The following is a 22483-nucleotide window of genomic DNA, read 5'->3' on the forward strand; positions in this document are numbered from 1 at the left end:
CTCCCGCCCCGCCGTCGCCTCTCCTAGGCCTCCTCTCCCAGGGCCGCCTCCAGTTCCTCGGCCGTCATGTCCGCGATCTCCAGGTGCAGGGCGGCGACCTGTTCCAGCCGGCCGGGCGTGTGCTCCTCGGCCGTGAGCCGCTTGGCCATGCCGCCCGCCGTCAGCCCGGCGAACAGGGAGCGGACGGAGACCTCGGAGGTGTCCAGCGCCTCCCTCAGCCGGGCCACGATCACGGTGGCGAGGACCGAGTCGCCGCCGAGGGCGAAGAACCCGTCGTCCAGTCCGACCCGTTCCACGCCGAGGACGTCGGCCCAGGTGCGGGCGACCACGGTCTCCAGGGCGGTGCCCGGCGCGCGGTGCTCATGGTCCTCGCCGCCGGCCCACAGGGCGCGCACGGCCCGGCGGTCGAGCTTGCCGTTGGCGGTCAGCGGCAGGTCCGCCATGACGGCGACGCGCGCCGGGACCATGTGCGGCGGGAGCACGGACCGGGCCCAGTCGCGCACGTCCGCGCCGGTCACGCCCGGTTCGGCGGCCACCGCGGCGGCCAGCTGCACGCCCTGCCCGGAGGTCGGCCCGGCCACGGCGCGCCGTACGGCGGGATGCCGGGCCAGCGCCGCCTCCACCTCCCCCAGTTCGATCCGGAAGCCGCGCAGCTTGACCTGATGGTCCCGGCGGCCGAGGAACTCCAGGGTTCCGTCGGGCCAGTACCGGGCGAGGTCCCCGGTGCGGTACCAGCGCACCCCGTCCCGCTCGGTGAATCCGTCGGCGGTGCGCGAGGGGTCGCCCCGGTAGCCGAGGGCCACTCCGTCCCCGCCGATCCACAGCTCGCCGGGCACCCAGTCGGGGCAGTCCCGGCCGCGTCCGTCCACGACCCGGCAGCGCACGTTGCGCAACGGCGTGCCGTAGGGCACCGCCCGCCAGTCCACCGGCACCTGATGATCCGTCACCTCGTGCACGGTGGAGTGGATCGCGGTCTCGGTGGTGCCGCCGAGCCCGGCGAACCGGCAGCCGGGGGCCCGTTCGGCGAGCCGCCCCGGCAGATCGGGACCGACCCGGTCACCGCCGAGCAGCACCGCGCGCAGCCCGGTGAGTTCGCCGGGGGCGGTGGCGTGCAGGAGCATGTCGAGCAGGGGCGGTACGCAGTTGAGGACGGTCACCCGGTGGGCGCGGACCAGCTCGGCCCACCGGGCGGCCTCGCGGCGGTCGTCCTCGTCCGGCAGCACGACGGCGCCGCCCGCGTCGAGCAGGCCGAACACGTCATAGACGGAGAGGTCGAAGTCCAGGGCGGACAGGGCCAGACAGCGGTCCCCGGGGCCGACGGTGAAGCGGTCGTTGAGGTCCTCGATCGTGTTGCGGGCGGCCCGGTGCGGCACTTCGACGCCCTTGGGCACTCCGGTGGAGCCGGAGGTGAACAGCACATAGGCGAGCCGTTCCGGGTCGCCGGGCAGCTCCCCGGGCAGCGGCGCACGCCGGACCGACTCGGCGACGGGCAGGGTGTCCTCTCCCTCGTACGGGCGTCCGTCGGTGAGCGTCACGCGGCATCCGGCGACGGCGCGGATGCGCGCCCGGCGGGCGGACGGCTGGTCGACGCCGATCGGGACGTAGGCCGCTCCGGCCGCGAGCACGCCGAGCACGGCGGTGATCTGGTCGGCCCCCTTGGGCAGGCTCACCGCGACGGTGTCACCGGGGCCCACCCCCCGTTCGGCCAGTGCCCCGGCGCAGCGCAGCGCACGGTCGGCCAGTTCGCCGTAGGACAGGCAGCCGTCGCCCGCCCACAACAGGGCCGGGGCCTCGGGTCGTTCGGCGGCCCGGGCGAAGAAGCCGTCGTGCAGCAGCCGCACCGCGCGGGAGCCGTCGGTGGCGTTGACGGCGGCGCGCACCGCCCGCTGCTCGGCGGAAAGGAGGGCGGGCACGGGCCGCTCCCAGACCGTGTCGTCGGCGGCGAGGCGGGTGACGAGGCCGTGGAAGGCGGCGAACATCGCGTCCACGAGGCCGGCCGGGAAGGCGTCCTCGCGCACGTCCCAGTTGACCAGCATGCCTCCGTCGACCTCCGTCACCTGGGCGTCCAGGAGCACCTGCGGGCCCTGGGAGATGATCCAGACGGGTTCGCCGAAGGACCGCCGCACCGCCGCGTCGAACAGCTCGCCCAGATTGAGCGCGCTGGTGAACACCACCGGCGCGAGGACCTGTTCGCCGCGGTGCCGGGACAGGTCGCGCAGCACCTCCACACCGGAGTGGTCGGCGTACGCGGAGTCGGTGTGCATGCGGTCCTGGAGCCGGCGGGCGTGCTCGGCGAAGGCCGCCTCCCCGGACAGGTCGACGTCGAGCAGCACCGAGCCGGTGAAGTCTCCGACCAGCAGGTCGACGTCGGGGTGGGAGCCCCGGCGGTCGAACATCGGCACGTTGAGCAGGAAGCGGTGCCGGCCGCCGAACGCCGCGAGCACCTCGGCGAAGGCGGTCGCCACCGCCATGGCCGGGGTCAGCCCGTGCCGGTGCGAGCGCGCGGTGAGCCGGCGCTTGCCCCGCGGCGGCAGCCAGTGGTGTCTGCGCGTCACGCGGGTCGGATCGCCGCGCCGGTCCTCCGGTACGAGGGGCAGGTCGGGGGCGCTGGGCAGGTCGGGGATCCGCCGCCGCCACCAGTCGCGCGCCTGCTCCTTGCTCAGCCGGCGCGCCTCGGCGCGTTCGGCGAGGTAGGCCGGAAAGCTGGTGCGGATCGGGGGCAGCGTGTCCTCGCCGGCCTCGTACAGACGGGCGAGGTCGGAGAGGAGGATCCGGTAGCTGAGGGCGTCGGCGGCCAGCATGTCGACGTCGACGTGGAGCCGGCCGCGGCCGTCCGGCAGCAGGGAGAGCCGTACGGAGAAGACCTCGCCGCACTCGACGTCCAGCCGGGCGTGCGAGCCGGCGTGCCGCAACTCCTCCAGGCGTGCGGCGACCGTCTCCTCGTCGGCTTCCCGAAAGTCGTGGACGGTGGTGGCGGGGCGGGTGAGGGCGGGCAGGATCCGCTGGCGGCCGTCGTCGGTGAAGCAGGCGCGCAGCATGCCGTGCCGGGCCGCGAGGGCGCGTACGGCGGTGTCGAGGCGGTCGGGGTCGAGGCCGGGGCCGTCGAACTCGACGTAGAGATGGGCGGCGACGGAGCCGAGGGTGGTGTCCTCGCCCCGGCCGATCCAGTAGGCGTGCTGCATCACGGCGAGCGGGAAGGGCTCGGCCGGGTCGGGCGCGGCGAGATGGGGCCGCTGTTCCTCGGGGGCCCCGGCGCCGCCGTGCGGCCCCAGGTGCTCCTCCAGGAGGGCCCGCCAGGCGCGCAGGGTCGGGTCCTTGGCCAGCTGGGCGAAGCCGACCCTCACGCCCCGTCGCCGCCAGCCGCCGGCGATCCTCATCAGCGTGATCGAGTCCAGGCCCCAGGAGATGAGGCTGTCGTCCTCGCCCGGCGCGTCCTGTGCCGAGCCGATGGCGTCGATGACCGGACGGAGCAGTTCGTCCGCGGTCGGGGAGTGCTGCGTCACCGGTTCCTCCGCTGTCGCTCGAAGTCGCTCCGCGGGCCGTCGTCGCCGAGGCCCTCGCCGGCGGCGTAGTCGGGGGTGGCGTGCTCGGGGGCGGCGAAGTCGTCTCCCGAGCCGTCCTCGAAGCCCTCGCCGAAGTCGTGCTCGAACTCGTCGATGTCCTCCTGCGTCAGCGTCACCAAGGGCAGGTCGGACGGGGTGAGGCCGCCGGACGGGGCGGTCTCGACGTGCCGGACGAGCCCGCGCAGCGCCCGCTCCCACAGGGACGCCAGCCGGTCGGCCCCGGCGTCCGCCAGGAAGTGGTGGGGCCAGGTGAGTTGGACGTGCAGCCGTACGTCCTCGCCGGACTCGACGGCGACCGTGTTGATCTCCAGCCCGGTCGCCGGGGCCGGCCGGGCGTCGGGCGGCATGCGCAGCATGGGCGCCTCGGGCGCGAGCTGCCAGGGCTCGTCGGCCGCGGCCGACGCGGTGAACCGGCCGAGGTGGTTGAACACCACCTGCGGGTGCGGGAGTTTCTCCAGGGCGGGCGCGGTGTCGGGGTTGAGGTGACGCAGCAGGCCGTAGCCGAGGCCGTGGCCGGGGACGGCGCGGAGCTGCTCCTTGACGCGCTTGAGGGCGGTGCCCGCCGCCCGTCCGCCGGCCAGCGCCTCGGCCAGGTCCAGCGGGCCGGGGTCGAGGGCGACCGGGTGGTAGGCGGTGAACCAGCCGACGGTGGCCGACAGATCGACGCCCTCGGCGAGGTCCTCCACCCGGCCGTGGCCCTCGACGCCGACCAGCAACGAGCGGCCCGCGAGGTCGCCGTGCTCCTCGCGCATGGCGGCGACCGCGAGGGCGAGCGCGGTGAGCAGGACCTCGGGGACGGCGGCGTGGTAGGCGGCGGGCACGGTCGTCAGCAGCGGGACGGTGAGGTCGGCGGGGAGGACGAGGGCGCGCTCGCGCGGGGGGCCGGCGGCGGGGGAAGGGTGGTCGAACAGGGGGCGGGCGTCCTCCGACTGCCTGATCCACCAGGGCAGTTCGCGCACCCGGTGGGGGGCCGTGGCCTCGCGGGCCAGGAGGGTGCTCCAGGTGCGGAAGGAGGTTCCGGTGCGCCGGGGCCGGGCAGGCCCGCCGGACCGTACGGCCTGCCAGGCGTCGGACAGTTCGGCGGCGAGGATCCGCCAGGAGACGCCGTCGACGGCCAAGTGGTGGGCGACCAGGAGCAGTCGGCCGGGGTCCGTGGCGCCGGAGCTCCACGCGACGGCCTGGAGCATCCGCCCCGCGCGCGGGTCGAGGCGCGCCGCCGCGGACGCCAACTCGTATTCCATCGAGCCGGGTTGGAGCGGCTGCGTTTCGGTGAGAACGTCCCGCGCGCGGACGCTGCCTTCCGGCGGCACGAACAGTCGGGCTCCCGCCTCCGGATCGTCCTCCAGCCGGGCCCGCAGCATGTCGTGGCGGTCGAGCACGGCCTGGAGGACGGCGGCCAGGTGGTCGCCGGCCGCCTCGGGCGGGGTCGTCAGGAGGACGGCCTGGGCGAGACCGCCGTAGGAGAAGCCGGGGCCGGCCGTCCAGTGCATGACCGGAGTCAGGCGCACCTCGCCCATCGGGTCGTCGGCGCCTGCGGGGCCGGTGGCGGGGGCGGGTGCGGCGAGGCCCGTCGCGAGACCGGCGGGGGTCGGCGTCCGGAAGACCTGGCGGGCGGTGAGCGGCAGGCCGGCCTTGCGGGCCAGGGTCACGAGGCGGATGGAGACGATGCTGTCGCCGCCCAGCTCGAAGAAGTTGTCGTCGGCCCCCACCCGCGGCAGGCCCAGCACGCGCGCGAACAGCTCGCACAGCTGCCGTTCGCGCGCGGTCGCGGGCGTCCGCGCGGGAGCCCGCCCCACCGCCGCGGGTGCGGGCAGGCCGGCCCGGTCGACCTTGCCGGAGGGCAGCAGCGGGAACGCGTCGAGGACGGTGAGCGTGGCCGGCACCATGTGCTGGGGCAGCCGTTCACCGAGCCAGTCGCGCAGGCCGGTCACGGCGTCGGGGACGGCCAGGCAGTAGGCGGCGAGCCGTTCGACGCCCGGCGGGTCCTCGCGCAGGACCACGACGCCCCGCCGGACGGCCGGGTGCTGTTCGAGGATCGCCTCGATCTCCTCCAGTTCGACCCGCATCCCCCGGATCTTGACCTGGTGGTCCGCGCGGCCCAGGAACTCCAGGGTGCCGTCGCGGCGCCACCGGACCAGGTCGCCGGTGCGGTACAGCCGTTCGCCGGGCGGGCCGAAGGGGTCGGCGACGAAGTGGGCGGCGGTGCGGCGCGGGTCGTTCACATAGCCGCGGCCGAGGTGGACGCCGCCGGCGTACAGCTCGCCGGGCACGCCGACCGGGGCGGGGCGCAGACGGTCGTCGAGGACGTACAGGCGGGTGTTGGTGTTGGGGCGGCCGATGGAGACGGCGCTGCGGATCGCGCCGGTGCGGTAGACGACGTGGCTGACGCCGATGGTCGCCTCGGCGGGGCCGTACCCGTGGTACATGACGGCGGGGCTCGCGGCGCGGAAGCGGGCGAACAGTTCGGGCGTGAGGACCTCGCCGCCGCACCAGACGTGCTTGAGGGAGCGGGCGCGGCGGGCGAAGCCGTCCAGTTCCAGGAGCAGGTCCAGGGTCGAGGAGACGAGGTAGGCGAAGGTCACGCGGTGGCGTTCGACGGTGTCGAGGAGCCGGTCGGCGTCGTGCTCGCCGCCGGGTTCGGCGATCACCACCCGGCCGCCGTTGACCAGCGGCAGGAAGATCTCGTTGATGGAGATGTCGAAGCCGAGCGGTGCCTTGAACAGGGCCGCGTCGTCCGGCCCGAAGCCGAGCAGCCCGCGCTGCCACAGCAGCCGGTGGGCGATGGCCCGGTGCCGGATCATCGCGCCCTTGGGCACGCCCGTGGAGCCGGAGGTGTGGATGACGTAGGCGAGCCCTTCCGGGTCGACGGCGACGCCCGGACCGCCGGCGTCCCGGGGCGCGGGGCCCCGCAGGTCGACCGGCACGAGCGGCGGGCCGTCCAGGACGTCGCCCGGCCGGCCGAGGATCGCGGCGAGGCCGGTTCCGCGGCTCACCTCGGCGATCCGGCGGGCCGGCCAGGACGGCTCCAGCGGGACGAAGGCCCCGCCCGCCTTGAGGACGGCGAGAAGGCCCACGACCATTTCCGCCGAGCGTTCCAGATGGATGCCGACGCGGCGCTCCGGGCCGACGCCGAGGGCGGTCAGGCGGCGGGCGACGGCGCCCGCGTGAGCGTCGAGTTCGGCATAGGTGAGACGGGGGCCGTCCACCGTGCCGTACTCGACGGCTGTCGCGTGCGGGGTCCTCGCCACCTGTTCCTCGACCAGGGCGGTGAGGGTGGTGGCGGGCATGGGACGGGCGGTGTCGTTCCACGCGCCGAACAGCAGCGCGCGTTCGCGCGGGGTGGTGACGTCGGCGTCGCGGACCGGGCGGTCGGGGTGGCGGGCCAGTTCGCCGGTCAGGTGGACGAGGCGGTCCGCGAAGTCCTGGGCGGTGGCGCGGTCGTACAGGTCGGCGCTGAAGACGAGGGAGCCGCTCACACCGCCGGCGTCGGGGTGTTCGAGCAGGTGGAAGGCCAGGTCGGTCTTGGCGGTGTAGAAGTCGACGCGGCGCTCGGCGACGGTCGCCCCGGCGAAGGCCCGGGCGCCCGCGGGAGCGTGCTCGTGGGCGAGCATGACCTGGAACAGCGGGTGCCGGCCCATCGAGCGGGCGGGGCCCAGCGCGTCCACCAGCTGCTCGAAGGGAAGGTCCTGGTGGGCGAAGGCGTCGAGGTCCGACGCGCGGACGCGGGCGAGCAGTTCGCGGAAGGTCGGGTCGCCCGAGACGTCGGTGCGCAGCACCAGCGTGTTGACGAAGAGGCCGACCAGGCCGTCGAGGGCGGGGTCGCCGCGCCCGTCGACCGGCGTGCCGAGGGGGATGTCGTCGCCGGCGCCGAGCCGGCTGAGCAGCACGGCCACGGCGGCCTGGAGCGTCATGAAGACGGTGGCGCCGGTGTCGGCGGCCAACTCCCGGAGCCCGGCGTGGAGTTCGGCGTCGAGGGTGAAGTCCACCGCGTCGGCGTCGTGGTGGTGCACGGGCGGGCGGGCCCGGTCCGTGGGGAGCTGGATCTCCTCCGGCAGCCCGGCCAGGCGCTCCTTCCAGTGGTCGAGTGCGCGGGCTGCGGCGCCGGCGTCGAGCGACTGCCGCTGCCGGAGGGTGTGGTCGGCGTACTGCACGGGCAGCGGCGGCCAGTCGGGCGGGGCGCCGCCCAGCCGGGCCGCGTACGCCGTCTCCAGGTCGGCGAGCAGCGGGCCGGCCGACCAGCCGTCGGTGGCGATGTGGTGGACGAGCAGGAGCAGGACGTGCTGCTCGGGAGCGAGGGCGAACAGGGTGGCGCGCAACGGGATGTCGCGGTCCAGCGCGAAGCGATGGGCCGCGCGGTCGCGCAGCAGGTCCTGAAGGTCCCCGTCGCGGGCGGTGACGGTCTCGAAGGGCACGTCGGGGGCGGGCAGGACGTGCTGGCGTGGGGTGCCGTCGTCGTCGGGGAAGACCGTGCGCAGCGCCTCGTGCCGGGCGACCACGTCGGTGAGCGCGGCGTGCAGGGCGTGCGGGTCGAGCGGTCCGGTGAAGTGGAGGGCGGTGGGGATGTTGTAGGTGGGCGCGGGGCCCTCCAGCCGGTGCAGGAACCACAGTCGGGCCTGCGCGGAGGACAGCGGGACCGGCTCGGGGCGCGGGACGACCGGGCGCAGGGCGGGCCTGGCGCAGCCGCCGCCCGCCGTGTCGAGCAGCGGGGCGAGTGCGGCGGCCGTCGGGGTGTCGAAGACCGCGCGCAGGGGCACGGCGGCGCCGCGTTCGGCGCGCAGGCGGGCGACGAGCCGGATGGCCAGCACGGAGTGGCCGCCGAGGGCGAAGAAGTCGTCGTGCGCGCCGACGGCGGGCAGGGTGAGCAGGTCCGCGAAGAGCCGGCACAGGAGCGCCTCCGCCGCGGTGCTCGGCGGGTCTGCGACGGCCGTGGTCGGGCCGGTGCGGTCGGGTGCGGGCAGCGCCCGGTGGTCGACCTTGCCGTGGGGCGTCAGCGGCAGGGCCTCCAGGACCACCACGGCGGCGGGCAGCGCCTGGTCCGGCAGGACCGCCGCGAGGTCCCGTCGGACGCGCGGCGGTTCGAGGCGGGCTCCGGGGAGCGGGACGACGTAGGCGGTCAGCTCCGGGTCGCCGTGCGCGTCCGGGCGTACGGTGACGGCGGCCTGGGACACGCCGGGCAGGGCGGCCGCCGCGGCCCGGGTCTCGCCGGGTTCGACCCGCATGCCGCGGATCTTGACCTGGTCGTCGGTGCGGCCGAGGAACTCCAGCGCCCCGCGGGCATTGCGGCGCACCAGGTCGCCGGTGCGGTACAGGCGGGCGCCGGGCGGGCCGTAGGGGTCGGCGACGAAACGGGCGGCGGTGAGGGCGGGGCGGCCGAGGTAGCCGCGGGCGAGCTGGACGCCGCCCAGGTACAACTCCCCGGGCACCCCGGGCGGTACCGGGCGCAGGCGGGCGTCCAGGACCAGGGTGCGGGTGTTCCACACGGGCCGGCCGATGGGCGCCGATCCGGCCGGGGTGCGGGCTCCCTCGGCGCAGGGCCAGGCGGTGACGTCGACGGCGGCCTCGGTGGGGCCGTAGAGGTTGTGCACCTCGGCGCCGGCCAGCAGGCGGGCGCAGCGCTCGGCGAGGCCGGCGGGCAGGGCCTCGCCGCTGCACAGCACCCGGCGCAGCACGCCCCGGGTGGTCCCGGCGGCGGGGTCGTCCAGGAAGACCCGCAGCATGGAGGGGACGAAGTGGACGGTGGTGACGCCCTCTTCGCGGATCAGCGCGGCGAGGTGGCCGGGGTCGCGGTGGCCGCCGGGCCGGGCGAGCACCAGGGTCGCGCCGCTGATCAGCGGCCAGAAGAACTCCCACACGGACACGTCGAACCCGGCCGGCGTCTTCTGGAGCACGCGGTCGTCGGGGCCGAGCGGGTGGGCGTCCTGCGTCCACAGCAGCCGGTTGACGATCGCGGCGTGCGGGACGACGGCGCCCTTGGGGCGGCCGGTGGAGCCGGAGGTGTGGATGACGTAGGCGGGGTGGCCGGGGAGCAGCGGGTGCGGGCGGTCGGCGTCGGTGGGTTCGGCGGGGTCGAGGGCGGCGATCCGCTCCCGCACGGCCGGATCGTCCAGCCGCAGGACGGGCGCGCCGGTCGCGGGGAGGGCGACGGCGCCGGCGGTCAGCACGAGCGCGGGGGCGGTGTCCCGCAGGAGGAACGCCAGTCGTTCGGGCGGGTAGCCGGGGTCCAGCGGGACGTAGGCGCCGCCCGCCTTGAGGACGGCGAGGAGCGCCACGACCAGGTGGGGGCCGCGTTCCAGCGCGACGCCGACCAGGCGCTCGGGGCCGGCGCCGTGGGCGAGGAGCAGCCGGGCCAGGCGGCTTGCGCGGGCGTGGAGTTCGGCGTAGGTGAGGGTGTTGCCGTCGGCGTGCAGTGCCGGGGCGTCGGGGGTGCGGGCGGCCTGGTGGGCGAGCAGGGCGGTGAGGGTGGCGGGGGGCAGGGGGCGGCCGGTGGCGTCCGAGTCCCGCAGGACCCGGTCCTGTTCGGCGGGGGTCATCAACGGCAGTCGGGACGCGGGCCGTTCGGGATCGGTGAGGCCGGCGGCGAGGAGGGTCTCCAGGTGGCCGAGGAGCCGGTCGACGGTGTCCGGGGCGAACAGCTCGCTGCGCCAGGTGGCCTCGATCCGCAGCCGCCCTCCGGTGAGGAACGCCTCCAGGGAGAGGTCGAACTGCGTGGTGCCGTTGTGGACGGTCTCCCAGCTCGCGCTCACGCCCGGCAGTTCGGGTCCTTCGAGGCCCTGGGTGAGGAAGAGGAGCATGACGTCGAAGTAGACGGAGCGGCCCGGGGGCCGTTCCGGGCGCAGTTCCTCCACCAGCCGGTCGAAGGGCATGTCCTGGTGGGCGTACGCCTCGGTGGTCAGCCGGCGGACGCGGTCGACGAGTTCGGCCAATCCGGGGTCGCCGTCGAGGTCGGCGCGCAGGGCGAGGGTGTTGCCGAAGTTGCCGATCAGCCGGTCGAGTCCGGGCAGGTCGCGGTGCATGACGGCGGAGCCGACGGGGATGTCGGTGGCGCCGGTGCAGCGGTGCAGCAGCGCGGCGAGTCCGGCGAGCAGCACCATGAACGGGGTCGCGCCCGTCGAACGGGCGAACGCGGTGAGGCGGTCGGTGACGTCGGCGGCGAAGGTGTGGTGGCGGCGGTCGCCGCGTGCGGTGGGGTGCGGGGCGCGGGGGGCGTCGAGGGGCAGGGCGAGGGGCGCCGGGGGCGGGGTGAGGGCGGTGCGCCAGTGGTCGAGGTGGCGGGACAGCCGTTCGTGGGTCCAGGTGGTGCGCTGCCACACCGCGTAGTCGGCGTACTGCACGGGCGGCGGTTCGAGGCCGGACGGCTCGCCGGTGGTGGCCGCGCGGTAGAGGGCGGTCAGGTCGTGGGAGAGGACGGCGAAGGTGCCGCCGTCCCAGGCGATGTGGTGGACCGTCAGGACGAGGGTGTGGTCGTCGGGGCCGCGGCGCAGGAGCAGGGCGCGCAGCGGGTGGTCGGCGGCGAGGTCGAAGGGGGTGGCGGAGGCGGTGCGGGCGAGTTCGTCGGCGCGCCGGTCCTGTTCGGCCGCCGGGAGTGCGCTCAGCTCGGCCGCCTCGAAGGCCACGCCGGCGCTCGCGTCGACCGCCTGCACGGGGGTGCCGTCGGCGGCAACCGGGTAGCGGGTGCGGAGCACTTCGTGCCGGTCGACCAGGCCCTGCAGCGCCGTCCGCAGCGCGTCCGCGTCGAGAGGGCCGCTCAGCCGGAGGGCGAGGCAGACGTTGTACGCGGGGCAGGCCGGGTCGAGCTGCTGGAGCAGCCACATGCGGGACTGGGCGTACGACAGCGGGAGCGGGCCGGCGTCGGCCGGGCGGCGCGGGATGTGCTCGCCGCGGGCGCGGGCGTCGGCGAGGCCGGCGTGCGCCAGGCGGCGGCGCAGCAGTTCGCGCCTGCGGGCGGCGAGGTCGGTCGCGGGGGGCGTCTGTGTCACTGGTCTTCGCCTTTCCGCAGCTCGTCGAGGAGGCCGACCCACAGCTCGGCCAGTTGTTCGATCTCTGCTCGGGTGAAGTGCCGGTCGGGCCACTGCCAGGAGACCCGCAGCACGGGTTCGGCGCCGTCCCCGCCCGGGGCTTCGCCGGTGAGGGCGGCGTCGACGGCCAGCGCGTACGGGACGGGCATGTCGGGGTCGGCCATGCCGCCCATGACGCCGGTCTCGGGAGCGCCGGTGAAGAGCGCGCAGTCGCGGCGCTCGCCCGACGCCGGGCGGCCGAGGTGGTGGAAGCGGATTTGGGGTGCGGGGAGCCGGGCGAGGCGGGCGGCGGTGTCCGGGTTGAGGTGGCGCAGCAGGCCGTGGCCGATGCCTCCGTCGGGGAGGGCCGTCAACTGTTCACGGACGCGCAGCAGTTGACGTCTGCCGGGTGCAGGGCCGGGGTCGAGGCGGACCGGGAAGAGGGTCGTGAACCGGCCCATGGTGGTGGACAGGTCGGCGCCGGGCAGGAGGTGCTCCTCGCGGCCGTGGCTCTCGAGGGCGATCAGCACGGAGGTGTCGTCGTCCGGCGCCGGGCGGCCGAGGGCGCGTCGCCATGCCGGGACGGCGAGGGCGAGGGCGGTCAGCAGGGTCTCCCGGACGCGGTCGCCGGTGAGGGGGGCGCCGGGGACGTAGGTGGTCCAGTGGGTGCGCAGGGTGGCCGTGGTGTCGACTGAGGGGTTGAGGGCGGCTGCGCCCAGGCGCGGTTCGGGGCGGTCGAGGATGCCTTCCCACAGGGCGAGTTCGGCGGTGCGGCGCGGGGTGCGGGCCTCGGTGTGCAGAGCCTCGGCCCACTGCTTGAAGGAGGTGCCGGGCGGTGAGGGCGCCGCTCCCGTGCCGGCCGCCGCCAGGTCGGCCACCAGGACGCCCCAGGAGGCCGCGTCGGTGACGAGGTGGTGCAGCACGACCAGCAGCCGGCCCTCGCGGTCCGCCCCGGCGTCGTACCAGAGGAACCGGGCCACCGCGCCCTTCGCCGGGTCGAGTTCGCCCGCCAGCTCGTCGAACGCGCCCGGGACCAGCGTGCCGACGGCCGCGTGGTCGAGGTGGGCCGCGTCGATCCGTCGTACGACGCCCGCGGCGGCCACGGATCCGGCGGGGGCGACCGTCAACCGCCGGGAGCCGTCGTGGGACAGGGTGGCGCGCAGCAGGTCGTGCCGGTCCAGGACGGCCTGGACGACACGGTGCAGGCCGTCGAGGTCCAGTCCGGGCGGGGTTCTCAGGAACCGCGCCTGGCTGAGCCGGCGGAAGGGGCCGCCCTGTGCCACGAGCGCGGCGAGGACGGGGGTCAGGGGCATGTCGCCGGTGCCGTCGCCGCCCGCCGCGCGGGCCGGGCCGGCCGGGGTCGCGCGTCGGGCCAGGCCTTCGACCGTGGGCTGTTCGAAGACGTCGCGCGGGGAGAGGGCGAGCCCGGCGGCACGGGCCTGGGCGACCAGCCGCATGGAGACGATGCTGTCGCCGCCGAGCGCGAAGAAGCTGTCGCGCACGCCGACCGTGTCCAGCCCGAGCACCTGCGCGAACAGCTCGGCGAGCCGCCGTTCCAGGGTGTCGCGGGGTGGCAGCGCGGCCGGCCCCGGGGGCCGGGCGGGGACGGGGAGGGCGGCGGTGTCCAGCTTGCCGTTGAGGGTGAGCGGGAAGCCGTCGACGCGGACGAACGCCGAGGGGACCATGTGGTCGGGCAGCGCCCCGGCCGCCGCCCGGCGCAGTTCGTCGGACAGCGGCTCCCAGGCGTCCGGGGTGTTCTGTGCGGCGGACGGGGCCGGCACGACGTAGGCGACCAGCCGGCGGGCCCCGGCCGCGGCCTCGCGGACGACGACCGCGGCGCGCTCCACGAGCGGATGACCGAGCAGCACCGCCTCGATCTCGCCGGGCTCGACGCGATGGCCGCGGATCTTGACCTGGTCGTCGGTCCGGCCGAGGCACTCCACCAGGCCGTCCGGCGTCCAGCGGGCGACGTCGCCGGTGCGGTACATGCGCGCGCCGGGCCGGCCGGAGAACGGGTCGGCGACGAACCGGCCCGCGGTGGCCGCCGGGCGGCCGAGGTAGCCGCGTGCCAGGCCCTCGCCCGCGATGTACAGCTCGCCGTCGACACCGGTGGGGACGGGGTTGAGGTGCCCGTCGAGGATGTAGAGGCGGGCCCCCGCCACGGCGCGGCCGACCGCGGGCCGGTCGCTGAGCGCGAGGTCGCAGTCGGCGGAGTCGACGGTGCACTCGGTGGGCCCGTAGAGGTTGTGCACCGTGAGGCCGTCCTGCGCCCGCAGGGTGCGCCACAGGCCGGGCGGTACGGCCTCGCCGCCGACGCCGAGCACCCTCAGCCCGGCCCGCCAGCCGTCCCGGGTGACCAGCTCGCCGACCAGCGAGGGGGACAGTTCGATGAACTCGATGCCGTGCCCGGCCAGGAAGTCGCGCAGCGCGTCCGGGTCGCGGCGCACCTCGTCGGGGACGAGATGCAGGGCGTGCCCGGCGAACATCCACAGCATGGGCTGCCAGGAGGCGTCGAAGGCGGTGGGCCAGGCGTGCCCGACCCGCAGCGGACGGCCGCCTGCCGCGGCGGACGCCGGCGCGAACAGGGCGGCGTGATGGGCGGCGAACAGGTTGGCGACGGCCCGGTGCGGGACGACGACGCCCTTCGGGCGGCCCGTGGAGCCGGAGGTGTGGATGACGTAGGCGGGGTGTTCGGGACGCAGCGGGGCGAGCCGGTCGGCGTCGGTGAGGTCGCGGGGGTCCGCGGCGGCGAGCCGCTGCCGGGCGCCGGGGTCGTCCAGGAGGAGCAGCGGTGTGCCGCCGGGATTCTCGGGGGCCGTGGCGGCGGTGGCGAGGAGCGCCACGGGGCGGGCGTCGGCGAGCATCCCGGCCGTCCGTCCGGCGGGCCAGGCGGGGTCGAGCGGCAGATACGCGGCGCCCGCCTTCTGCACGGCGAGCAGCGCGGTGATCGTGTCCGGGTCGGGCGGCAGCGCGAGGGCGACGATCCGCTCGGGTCCCGCGCCCGCCTCCACCAGCAGCCGGGCCAGCCGGTTGGCGGCGGCGTTCAGTGCGGCGAACGTCAGCCGCCGGTCCGCGCCCGCCACCGCGATCGCGTCCGGGGTGCGGGCGGCCTGGCTCTGCAGGATCTGCGGCATGGTGGCGTGCGGCGGGGGGACGCGCGTGGTGTCGCCCTGGGCGAGGAGTGCGGCGCGCTCGCCGGGGGCGAGGACGTCGAGGGCGGCGAGCGGGGCGTCGGGCGAGGCGACGACGGCCCGGACGAGGCGTTCGAAGCGGGCGGCCAGTTCCTCGACCGTGGCGCGGTCGTAGGCGTCGGGCCGGAACTCGAAGACGACGCCCAGCCGCCGCTCGGCGAGCACGGCGAGGGTCAGCGGGTAGTGGGTGGCCCCGGAGCCCTCGACGCGGACGACGCGCAGTCCTGCCGCCGCCTCGGCCTCGGCGACGGCGGCCCGGTCGACCGGGTAGTTCTCGAAGACGACCAGGGTGTCGAAGAGGTCGCCCGTGCCGGCGACGCGCTGGATCTCGGTGAGGCCGACGTGGTGGTGGTCCATCAGCCGCGCCTGCTCGTCCTGCACCCGCCGCAGGTAGGCCCCGGCCCGCTCGCCGGGCGGCACGGTCACGCGCACCGGCACGGTGTTGATGAACAGCCCGATCATGGAACGCGCGCCGGCCAGGTCGGCGGGCCGGCCGGCGACGGTGGCGCCGAAGACCACGTCGTCCCGCCCGGTGAGCCGGGCCAGGAGCAGCGCCCACAGGCCCTGGACGACGGTGTTGACGGTGACGCCGCGACCGCGGGCCAGCTGGTGCACGGAGTCGGTGAGTTCCTCGGTGAGGGTGAGGGTGTGCAGCTCGGGCGGGACGGGCACGAGCCCTGCCGCCGTGGGCGCGAGAAGGGTCGGCGCGGCTCCGGCGAGCGCCGTGCGCCAGGCCTCGGCGGCGGCGTCGCGGTCACGGGCGGCGAGCCAGGCCAGGAAGTCCCGGTACGGGCGCACGGGCGGCGGAGGTGCGGACCGGCCGGGGTGGAGCCGGGCGGCGTAGAGCTGGAGCAGTTCGCGGACGAGCAGCGGGACGGACCAGCCGTCCAGCAGCAGGTGGTGGTTGGTCAGGAGCAGCAGCCACCTCTGGTCGCCGCCGGGGTCCTTGGCCAGGGTGAGGCGGAGCAGGGGCGGCGCGGTGAGGTCGAAGCGGGGCTCGGGCCGGGCCAGGAGGTCTGCCGGGCCGGCGGTGGCGGTCTCGGTCCAGTCGAGGGGGGCCTCCTTGAGGACGACCTGCACCGGTTCGTCCAGGTCCTCGTGGAGGAAGGCGCTGCGCAGACTGGGGTGCCGGGCGAGGAGTTCCTCGGCGGCGGTGCGCAACAGGGCGGGCTCCAGCGGGCCTTCGAGTTCCACCAGGGACCGCATGGTGTAGACGTCGGCGGCGGCCTCGTCGAACAGGGCGTGGAAGAGCAGGCCCTGTTGCAGCGGGGACAGCGGAAGGACGTCCTCGACCGGCGAACCGTCCTGCCCCGCGTCGGCGGACTGCGTGGTCATCGGTTCCTCCACCTCGCCTCGACCTTGTCGAGCTGGGACGGACTGAGCGACACCAGTGGGGCGTCGCCGGCGGTGAACTCCCCGGCCGCCCGGCCGGCCGGTGCGGCATGGGCGAGCCCCGCCGGGGTGCGGTGGGTGAAGACGTCCCGCGGGGCCAGGTCGAAGCCGGCGCGGCGGGCCCGGTCGGCGAGCCGGACGGAGACGATGCTGTCGCCGCCCAGCTCGAAGAAGTCGTCGTGGGCGCCGACCTGTTCGACGCCGAGCACGTCGGAGAACAGGGCGCACAGCACCTTCTCCGCCTCGGTGCGGGGCGGCTGGGCGGAGTGCGCCGCGCCGAAGTCGGGGGCGGGCAGGGCGCGGCGGTCCAGTTTGCCGCTGGGTGTCATCGGCAGGGCGTCGACGGCGACCACGGCGGCCGGCACCAGATGGCCGGGGAGCCGCTCGGCCAGGGTGCGGCGCACGGTCAACGGGTCGATGTCCTCGCCGGACCGGGGAACGACGTACGCCACCAGCCGCGGCGGGGTCGGGCCGTCGCCGGGGCGGGCGACCACGGCCGCGCCGCGCACGGCGGGCAGGGTGCGCACGGCCGCCTCGACCTCGCCGGGTTCGACGCGGAAGCCGCGGATCTTGACCTGGTCGTCGGCGCGGCCCAGGTACTCGACGACGCCGTCGGGGCGCGGGCGTGCGAGGTCGCCGGTGCGGTAGAGGCGGCTGCCTGGCGGGCCGAAGGGGTCGGCGACGAAGCGTTCGGCGGTGCGGGCGGCCTGGTGGAGGTAGCCGCGGGCGAGTCCGGCGCCGGCGAGGTACAGCTCGCCGACCGCGCCGGGCGGGACCGGGTGCAGAAAGGGGTCGAGGACGTGGACGCGGGTGTTGTCGAGGGGCACGCCGACGGGGACGGGGCCGTCCTCGCCGGTGCAGGTGTGGGCGAGGCTGTCGCCGGCCGCCTCGGAACAGCCGTAGAGGTTGAGCAGCCGGGCCTCGGGCCAGCGGTCGGCCATGGCGCGGGCCAGTTCGCCGGTGAGGGGCTCCCCGCTGGCGACCCAGGTGCGGACGGTGGTGAAGGAGCCGGGTGGGGCGGATTCGACGAGGCCCGTCAAGAGGCTGGGGACGGCCGTGACGATCGTGGCGCCGGTGCGGTCGGCCAGGGCGGCGAGAGCGCGCGGGTCGCCCAGCTCGTCGTCGCCGGCGAGGGCGACGGGCTCCCCGGCGATCAGGGAGCCGAGCAGCTCGGTGAGCCCGTCGATGAAACTGACCGGGCTCTTGGCGAGCCGTACGCCGGGCGCCGCGGCCTCGCGGACCTGCCGCGCGTACCAGGCGAGCCGGTTGACCAGGGCACGCTGGGTGCCGACGACGCCCTTGGGGCGGCCCGTCGATCCGGAGGTGAAGACGATGTAGGCGGGGTGCTCGGGCGCGAGGCCGGCGCGGGGGCGCGGGAGGGGTCCGGTGGCGTCGGGCGGGCACACGGCGGCGGGGTCCACCCGTAGGGCGCCGGCCCGGGAGGGGAGGCAGATCACCAGGCGGGGGTCTGCGTCGCCGAGCATCAGGGCGATGCGCTCGGGCGGGTAGGCCGGGTCGACCGGCAGACAGGCCGCGCCGGCCTTGGCCACCGCGAGCATGGCGCATACCAGGTCGGGGCCGCGCGGCAGGGCGACGGCGACGACGGTCTCCGGTCCGGCGCCGCGGGCGGTGAGGGCGCCCGCCAACCGGTCGGCGCGGGCGTCGAGTTCGGCGAAGGTGAGGGTGGCGTCGGCGTGGTGGAGGGCCGGTGCGCCGGGGGTGCGGGCGGCCTGTGCCTCGAACAGGTCGCGGAGGGTGGGGTGCGGCAGCGGGCGGTCGGCGCCGGCCGCCCGCTCGTGCAGGGCGCGGCGCTCGTCGTCGCCGGGCGTGTGGAGGCGGGCGACCGGGCGGGCCGGGTCGGCGGCGAACGCGGCGACGAGGCCGCGCAGTTCGCCTGCGGCGCGTTCCACGAACGCGGCGTCCAGGGCCTGCGGCTGACGGGCGAACGTCAGCGTCAGCCGGGCGCCGGGCAGCGCGGTGACCGTCAGCGGGTAGTGGGTGCCGTCGAGGACGGACACGCCCGTCATGCGGGGGCCGCCGGGGCCGAGGGCGGCGGCGATGGCGTCGTCGTCGATCGGGTAGCTCTCGAACACCAGCAGCGTGTCGAAGAGGACGGTGTGCCCGGCGGCGCGCTGGATGTCGGCGAGGCCGAGGTACTGGTGGCCGAGCAGCGCCGCCTGTTCGCCCTGCAGCCGCGCCAGCAGGTCGCCGACCGGCTCGGCGGGCCGCAGCCGGACCCGTACCGGCAGGGTGTTGATGAACAGGCCGACCATCGACTCGATGCCCGGCACGTCCGCGTCGCGGCCGGAGACGGTCGCGCCGAGGACGACGTCCGTGCGGCCGGTGAGCCGGCCGAGCAGCACGGCCCACAGGCCCTGGAGTGCCGTGCTGACGGTGACGCCCCGGGCGCGGGCGGCGGCCTCGAGTCCGGCCGTCTCCCGCTCGGACAGCCGTATCACCAGCCGTGACGGCTCCGCGACGGGCCTGCCGCGGGCCTCGGGGGCGATCAGCGACGGGCCGTCGAGTTCGGCCAGGGCGGCGCCCCAGGCTCGGGCGGCGGCCCGGCGGTCCTGGCGGGCGAGCCAGGCGAGGTAGTCGCGGTAGGGGCGTACGCGGGGCAGCGCGGCGGGGTCGCCGCCAGCGGTGTAGAGGTGGAACAGCTCCCGCACCAGAACGGGCGCCGACCAGCCGTCCCACAGCAGGTGGTGCGAGGTCACGACGAGCCGGTGCTCGCGCTCCCCGAAGACCACCAGCCGGAACCGCACCAGCGGCGGCCGGGCCAGGTCGAACCGCTCGGCGGCCTCCGCCGCCAGCAGCCGTTCCCACGCCCGGGCGCGCTCCTCGGCGGGCGTGTCCCGCAGGTCGGTGACGCGCCACGGGGTGCGCACGGCGGCCTTGATCACCTGCACGGCCCCGCCGGAGCGCCGGCTGCGGAACGCGGCGCGCAGATTGGCGTGCCGGGCGAGCAGCGCCTCGGCGGCGGACCGCATCCGGTCCTGGTCCAGGGGGCCTTCGAGACTCAGGGCGAGCCGGCCCGTGTAGACGTCGTGGCCGTGTGCGTCGTACAGCGTGTGGAAGACCATTCCCTCCTGCGTCGGGGACAGCGGCAGGACGTCCTCCACGCCCGGGCGGGCGGCCATCAGGCGCCTGCCTCGCGCATCGCCTCGGCGAGGCTGCGCGGGCGCATGTCCGTCCAGTGGCGCTCGATGTGGTCGAGGCAGTCGGCGCGGGAGCCGGGGCCGTGGACGCTGGTCCAGCCGGCCGGGACGGGGGCGAACTCCGGCCACAGGGAGTACTGGCCCTCGTCGTTCACGAGGACGCGGAAGACGCCGTTGTCGTCGTCGAACGGGTTGGTCATGGCTCGTTCCTCTCCTGCTCGCGGGGTGGATCGGGTGCGCGGCGGCCCCGTCGGCGCCGGGCGCGCCGGGGGTGGCGCAGGTCCCCGGCCGCCGCCGGGGCCGGCGGCCGGGACGGGTTCGCCCTCGACGACGCCGGCGGCGTCCGTCGGCTGCCGGTCGGTGGCGAGGGGTCCGACGGGGTGCGGGCCGGCCCGGGTGCCGGTGGCTCGTTGGTTCCTGCTGTTGCGCGGGGTGCGGTGCACCGAGCCCCCCTGGGTCGGGACGTGGTTACGGCGTGGGCCGGTCGGCGGCCTCGGCCGGCGGGGCGGGCTCGCGGTCCTCGGTGGCCGGCGGCCCCTGCAGGGTGGCCCTGCGCAGCTGCGGCATGGCCACGGCGAGCGCGGCCACGCCCGCGAGGCAGACCAGCCCGCCGACCGCCGCCGCGCCCGCCGAGGAGCCGAGCGCCCGTGCCACCAGGCCCGCTTCGAGGTTGCCGACGGAGGGGCCGGCCGTGGCCTGGGCGAGCCACAGGCTGCCGACCCGGCCCTGGAGGCGGTCGGGCGTGTGGTGCTGGAGCAGCGCCCGGCGCAGGATCTCGGAGGCGGTGTCGCCGAATCCGGCCAGGGCGAGGAAGAGAAGCGCGAGCCACAGGTCGGGGCTCAGTCCGAAGCAGGCGATGCCGGCGCCCCACAGCCCGACCGCGCCGATCAGCGCCCGTCCGGTGTGGTGCACACGGCCGGCCCAGCCACTGGTCAGGGCGGAGCAGAAGGAGCCGACGGCGGGGGCGGCGTAGAGCAGGCCGACGGTGGAGGCGCCGCCGTCGAAGTGCTCGGCGGCCATTTCGGGGAAGAGGGCGTAGGGCATGGCGAAGACCACGGCGCACACGTCGATCAGCAGCAGTCCGGCCACGACCTGGTTGCCGCGCACGAAGCGCACGCCTTGCGCCATGGCCCGCAGCGGATGCGGGGCCTCGCCGGCGCCCTCGGGCGGCAGTGCGGGCAGCGGCGCGAGCAGCGCGAGGCCGACGACGTAGATCCCCGCGTCGATCGCGAAGCACATCGCCACGCCCGGCCCGGCCGCGACGAGCCCCGCGAGCGCGGGGCCGGCCATGGCGCCGAGCTGGGCGGTGAGGGTGATCAGCGCGCCGGCGGCGGCGAGTTGGCCGGGCGCGACCAGGCCGGGGGTCGCCGCCATGAGAGCGGGTCCGCCGAGCCCTCCGGTCAGTCCGGCGAGGACGGCGGCGACGAACACGAACCACACCCGCGGCTCGGGCAGGGCTGCGTTGACGGCCAGGGCGGCGATGACCAGCGCGGTCAGCGCGCGGGTGACCAGGACGATCCGGCGCCGGTCGGCCCGGTCGGCGAGCAGCCCGCCCGCGACCAGCCCGACGAGCAGGGACAGCCCCAGCACCAGGCTCATCAGGCCGACCTCGAGCGAGGATCCGGTCAGGTCGTAGACCTGCACGCTCGCCGCGACCGACGTCAGATGGGTGCCGACCATGGAGATCGCCTGGGTGGCGAACACCAGCCGGAAGTTCCTGCCGGAGCGCAGCGGAGCGACGTCGACGACCACTTCTCCCAGCCGCACGCCGCCCCCTAGCCCCGGTCCCGGGCGGGAACCACGTACGGGGCGACGCTGCGCAGCTTCTCGCGGGTCTCCTCCAGTTCCCGGGCCGGGGTGGAGCCGGCGAGGACGCCCGCGCCGGCCCGCAGCCAGGTGCGGCCGTCCTGCTCGAAGACGCTGCGCAGCACGAGGGCGGCATCGAGGGCTCCGGAGTGGGACGCCCTGAGCACGGCGCCGCCGTAGACGCCGCGCGCCTCCTTCTCCAGGCGGGCGATGCAGTCGTACGCGGTGGCCTTGGGAATGCCGGAGGCGGTGACGGCCGGGAAGACCGCGCGCAGGGCGTCCCAGGCGGTGGCGGGTGCGGCGAGCGTGCCGTGCACGCTGGAGCCGAGGTGCTGGACGCTGCCGCGCCGGCGCACGCTCAGCAGGTCGCGCACCGACACGGAGCCCGGCCGGCACACGGTCGCCATCTCCTCCTCGGCCAGCTTCACGGAGAGCACGTGCTCGGAGATCTCCTTGGGATCGGCGAGGAGTTCGGCGCGCAGCCGCTCGTCCTCGGCGTCGCCGAGGCCGCGGGCGCGGGTGCCGGCGAGCGGCTGGGTGACGACCTCGCCGTCCGCGCCGACCTCGACCACGGTCTCGGGGCTGAACCCGGTGATCCGCCGCCCGCCGAGGTCGAGGAGGTAGGAGCGGGCGGGGGTGTTGTGCGCGCGGCCGTGGAGGTAGGTGGCGGCGAAGTCCACCGGGAAGGGGACGGGGACGGCGCGGGAGAGGATGACCTTCTGCAGGCCGGTGGTCCTGATCTCCTCGATCGCGCGGGCGACCAGGTCCGGGTAGGTGCCGTCGGCGTCGGCCACGTCGACGGGCCGGGGCGGGGCGGGACTTCGGGGCGCGGGGGGCACGCGCAGGAGGGCGAGGAGTGCGGCGAGGGTGGGTTCGTCCGCGCTGCGCACGAGGGCGGTGCCGTCCCGGCGCAGCTCCACCTCGCTGTGCGGGACGATCAGGTGGAGCAGGTCGTGCTCGCCGGCCCGGTCGGGGCGTCCGGCGTACAGGTGGGAGAGCTCGAACGCCGTCCAGCCGTAGGCGTTCCAGCCCTCCACGGGTAACTCCGCGAGGAGGTCGCGGACTTGGCCGAGAGGGTGCGGGCCGACGGGGGCGGTGGTTTCGGCGGGCGGGCGTTCCGGGCCGGCGCCGGTCTTCCCGGCGGCCGGGCGGCGGCTGCGGATTGTGGAGCGGTCGGCCACGATCTCGGCGAGCGCTCCCCCGGCGAACCAGCAGTCGCCGTCCCGCTCGTAGAGCACGTACTGGTCGAACAGGTCCGACTCGGCCAGTTCCGCGGCCCTTCGGAGAGGATCACCCGGCAGTTCCGTCTCCGCGCTCCGGTAACGCAGCAAGGGACCTACCTCCCTGAGTTAGGTTAACCTAACCTAATCGAGAGACGA

General features: G+C 76.2%; 7 protein-coding genes. All 7 read right to left on the reverse strand.

Annotated elements, in window-relative coordinates; all coding sequences use genetic code 11:
* Window positions 1-23: 23 nt before the first annotated feature.
* The 7 genes from ACZ6KF_RS10475 to ACZ6KF_RS10505 all read right to left on the reverse strand — a co-directional run bounded on the left by ACZ6KF_RS10475 (window position 24) and on the right by ACZ6KF_RS10505 (window position 22435).
* Window positions 24-3503: a non-ribosomal peptide synthetase gene (locus ACZ6KF_RS10475; RefSeq protein ID WP_469238071.1), complete on the reverse strand. Its 3480-nt coding sequence runs from the start codon at window positions 3501-3503 to the stop codon at window positions 24-26.
* Window positions 3500-11539 carry an amino acid adenylation domain-containing protein gene (locus ACZ6KF_RS10480; RefSeq protein WP_469238073.1) on the reverse strand — a complete coding sequence of 2680 codons (8040 nt, stop codon included), beginning with the start codon at window positions 11537-11539 and terminating at the stop codon, window positions 3500-3502. Before ACZ6KF_RS10480 ends, ACZ6KF_RS10475 begins: the two co-directional genes overlap by 4 nt.
* A complete protein-coding gene (locus ACZ6KF_RS10485) occupies window positions 11536-16083 on the reverse strand; it encodes an amino acid adenylation domain-containing protein (RefSeq protein WP_469238075.1) in 4548 nt (1515 codons plus the stop codon). Before ACZ6KF_RS10485 ends, ACZ6KF_RS10480 begins: the two co-directional genes overlap by 4 nt.
* Entirely contained in the window at window positions 16080-19280 is a 3201-nt protein-coding gene (locus ACZ6KF_RS10490) for an amino acid adenylation domain-containing protein (RefSeq protein ID WP_469238077.1), read from the reverse strand. The genes ACZ6KF_RS10485 and ACZ6KF_RS10490 overlap by 4 nt, the downstream gene beginning before the upstream one ends.
* Window positions 19280-19498 carry an MbtH family protein gene (locus ACZ6KF_RS10495; protein ID WP_356630235.1) on the reverse strand — a complete coding sequence of 73 codons (219 nt, stop codon included), beginning with the start codon at window positions 19496-19498 and terminating at the stop codon, window positions 19280-19282. Before ACZ6KF_RS10495 ends, ACZ6KF_RS10490 begins: the two co-directional genes overlap by 1 nt.
* Window positions 19499-19766: 268 nt before the next feature.
* On the reverse strand, window positions 19767-21065 hold the full coding sequence (gene entS, locus ACZ6KF_RS10500) for an enterobactin transporter EntS (RefSeq protein WP_469238079.1): 1299 nt from the start codon (window positions 21063-21065) through the stop codon (window positions 19767-19769).
* An 8-nt stretch (window positions 21066-21073) separates the two neighbouring features.
* Entirely contained in the window at window positions 21074-22435 is a 1362-nt protein-coding gene (locus tag ACZ6KF_RS10505; RefSeq protein ID WP_356630239.1) for a salicylate synthase, read from the reverse strand.
* Window positions 22436-22483: the final 48 nt, after the last annotated feature.

This window comes from Streptomyces sp. NPDC046379, assembly GCF_055587785.1.

What these genes read in the sequence shown, in the direction of transcription:
- ACZ6KF_RS10485 (WP_469238075.1), bottom strand. Translation starts at nt 16,083, where the DNA reads ATGACCACGCAGTCCGCCGACGCGGGGCAGGACGGTTCGCCGGTCGAG.
- ACZ6KF_RS10490 (WP_469238077.1), bottom strand. Translation starts at nt 19,280, where the DNA reads ATGGCCGCCCGCCCGGGCGTGGAGGACGTCCTGCCGCTGTCCCCGACG.
- ACZ6KF_RS10495 (WP_356630235.1), bottom strand. Translation starts at nt 19,498, where the DNA reads ATGACCAACCCGTTCGACGACGACAACGGCGTCTTCCGCGTCCTCGTG.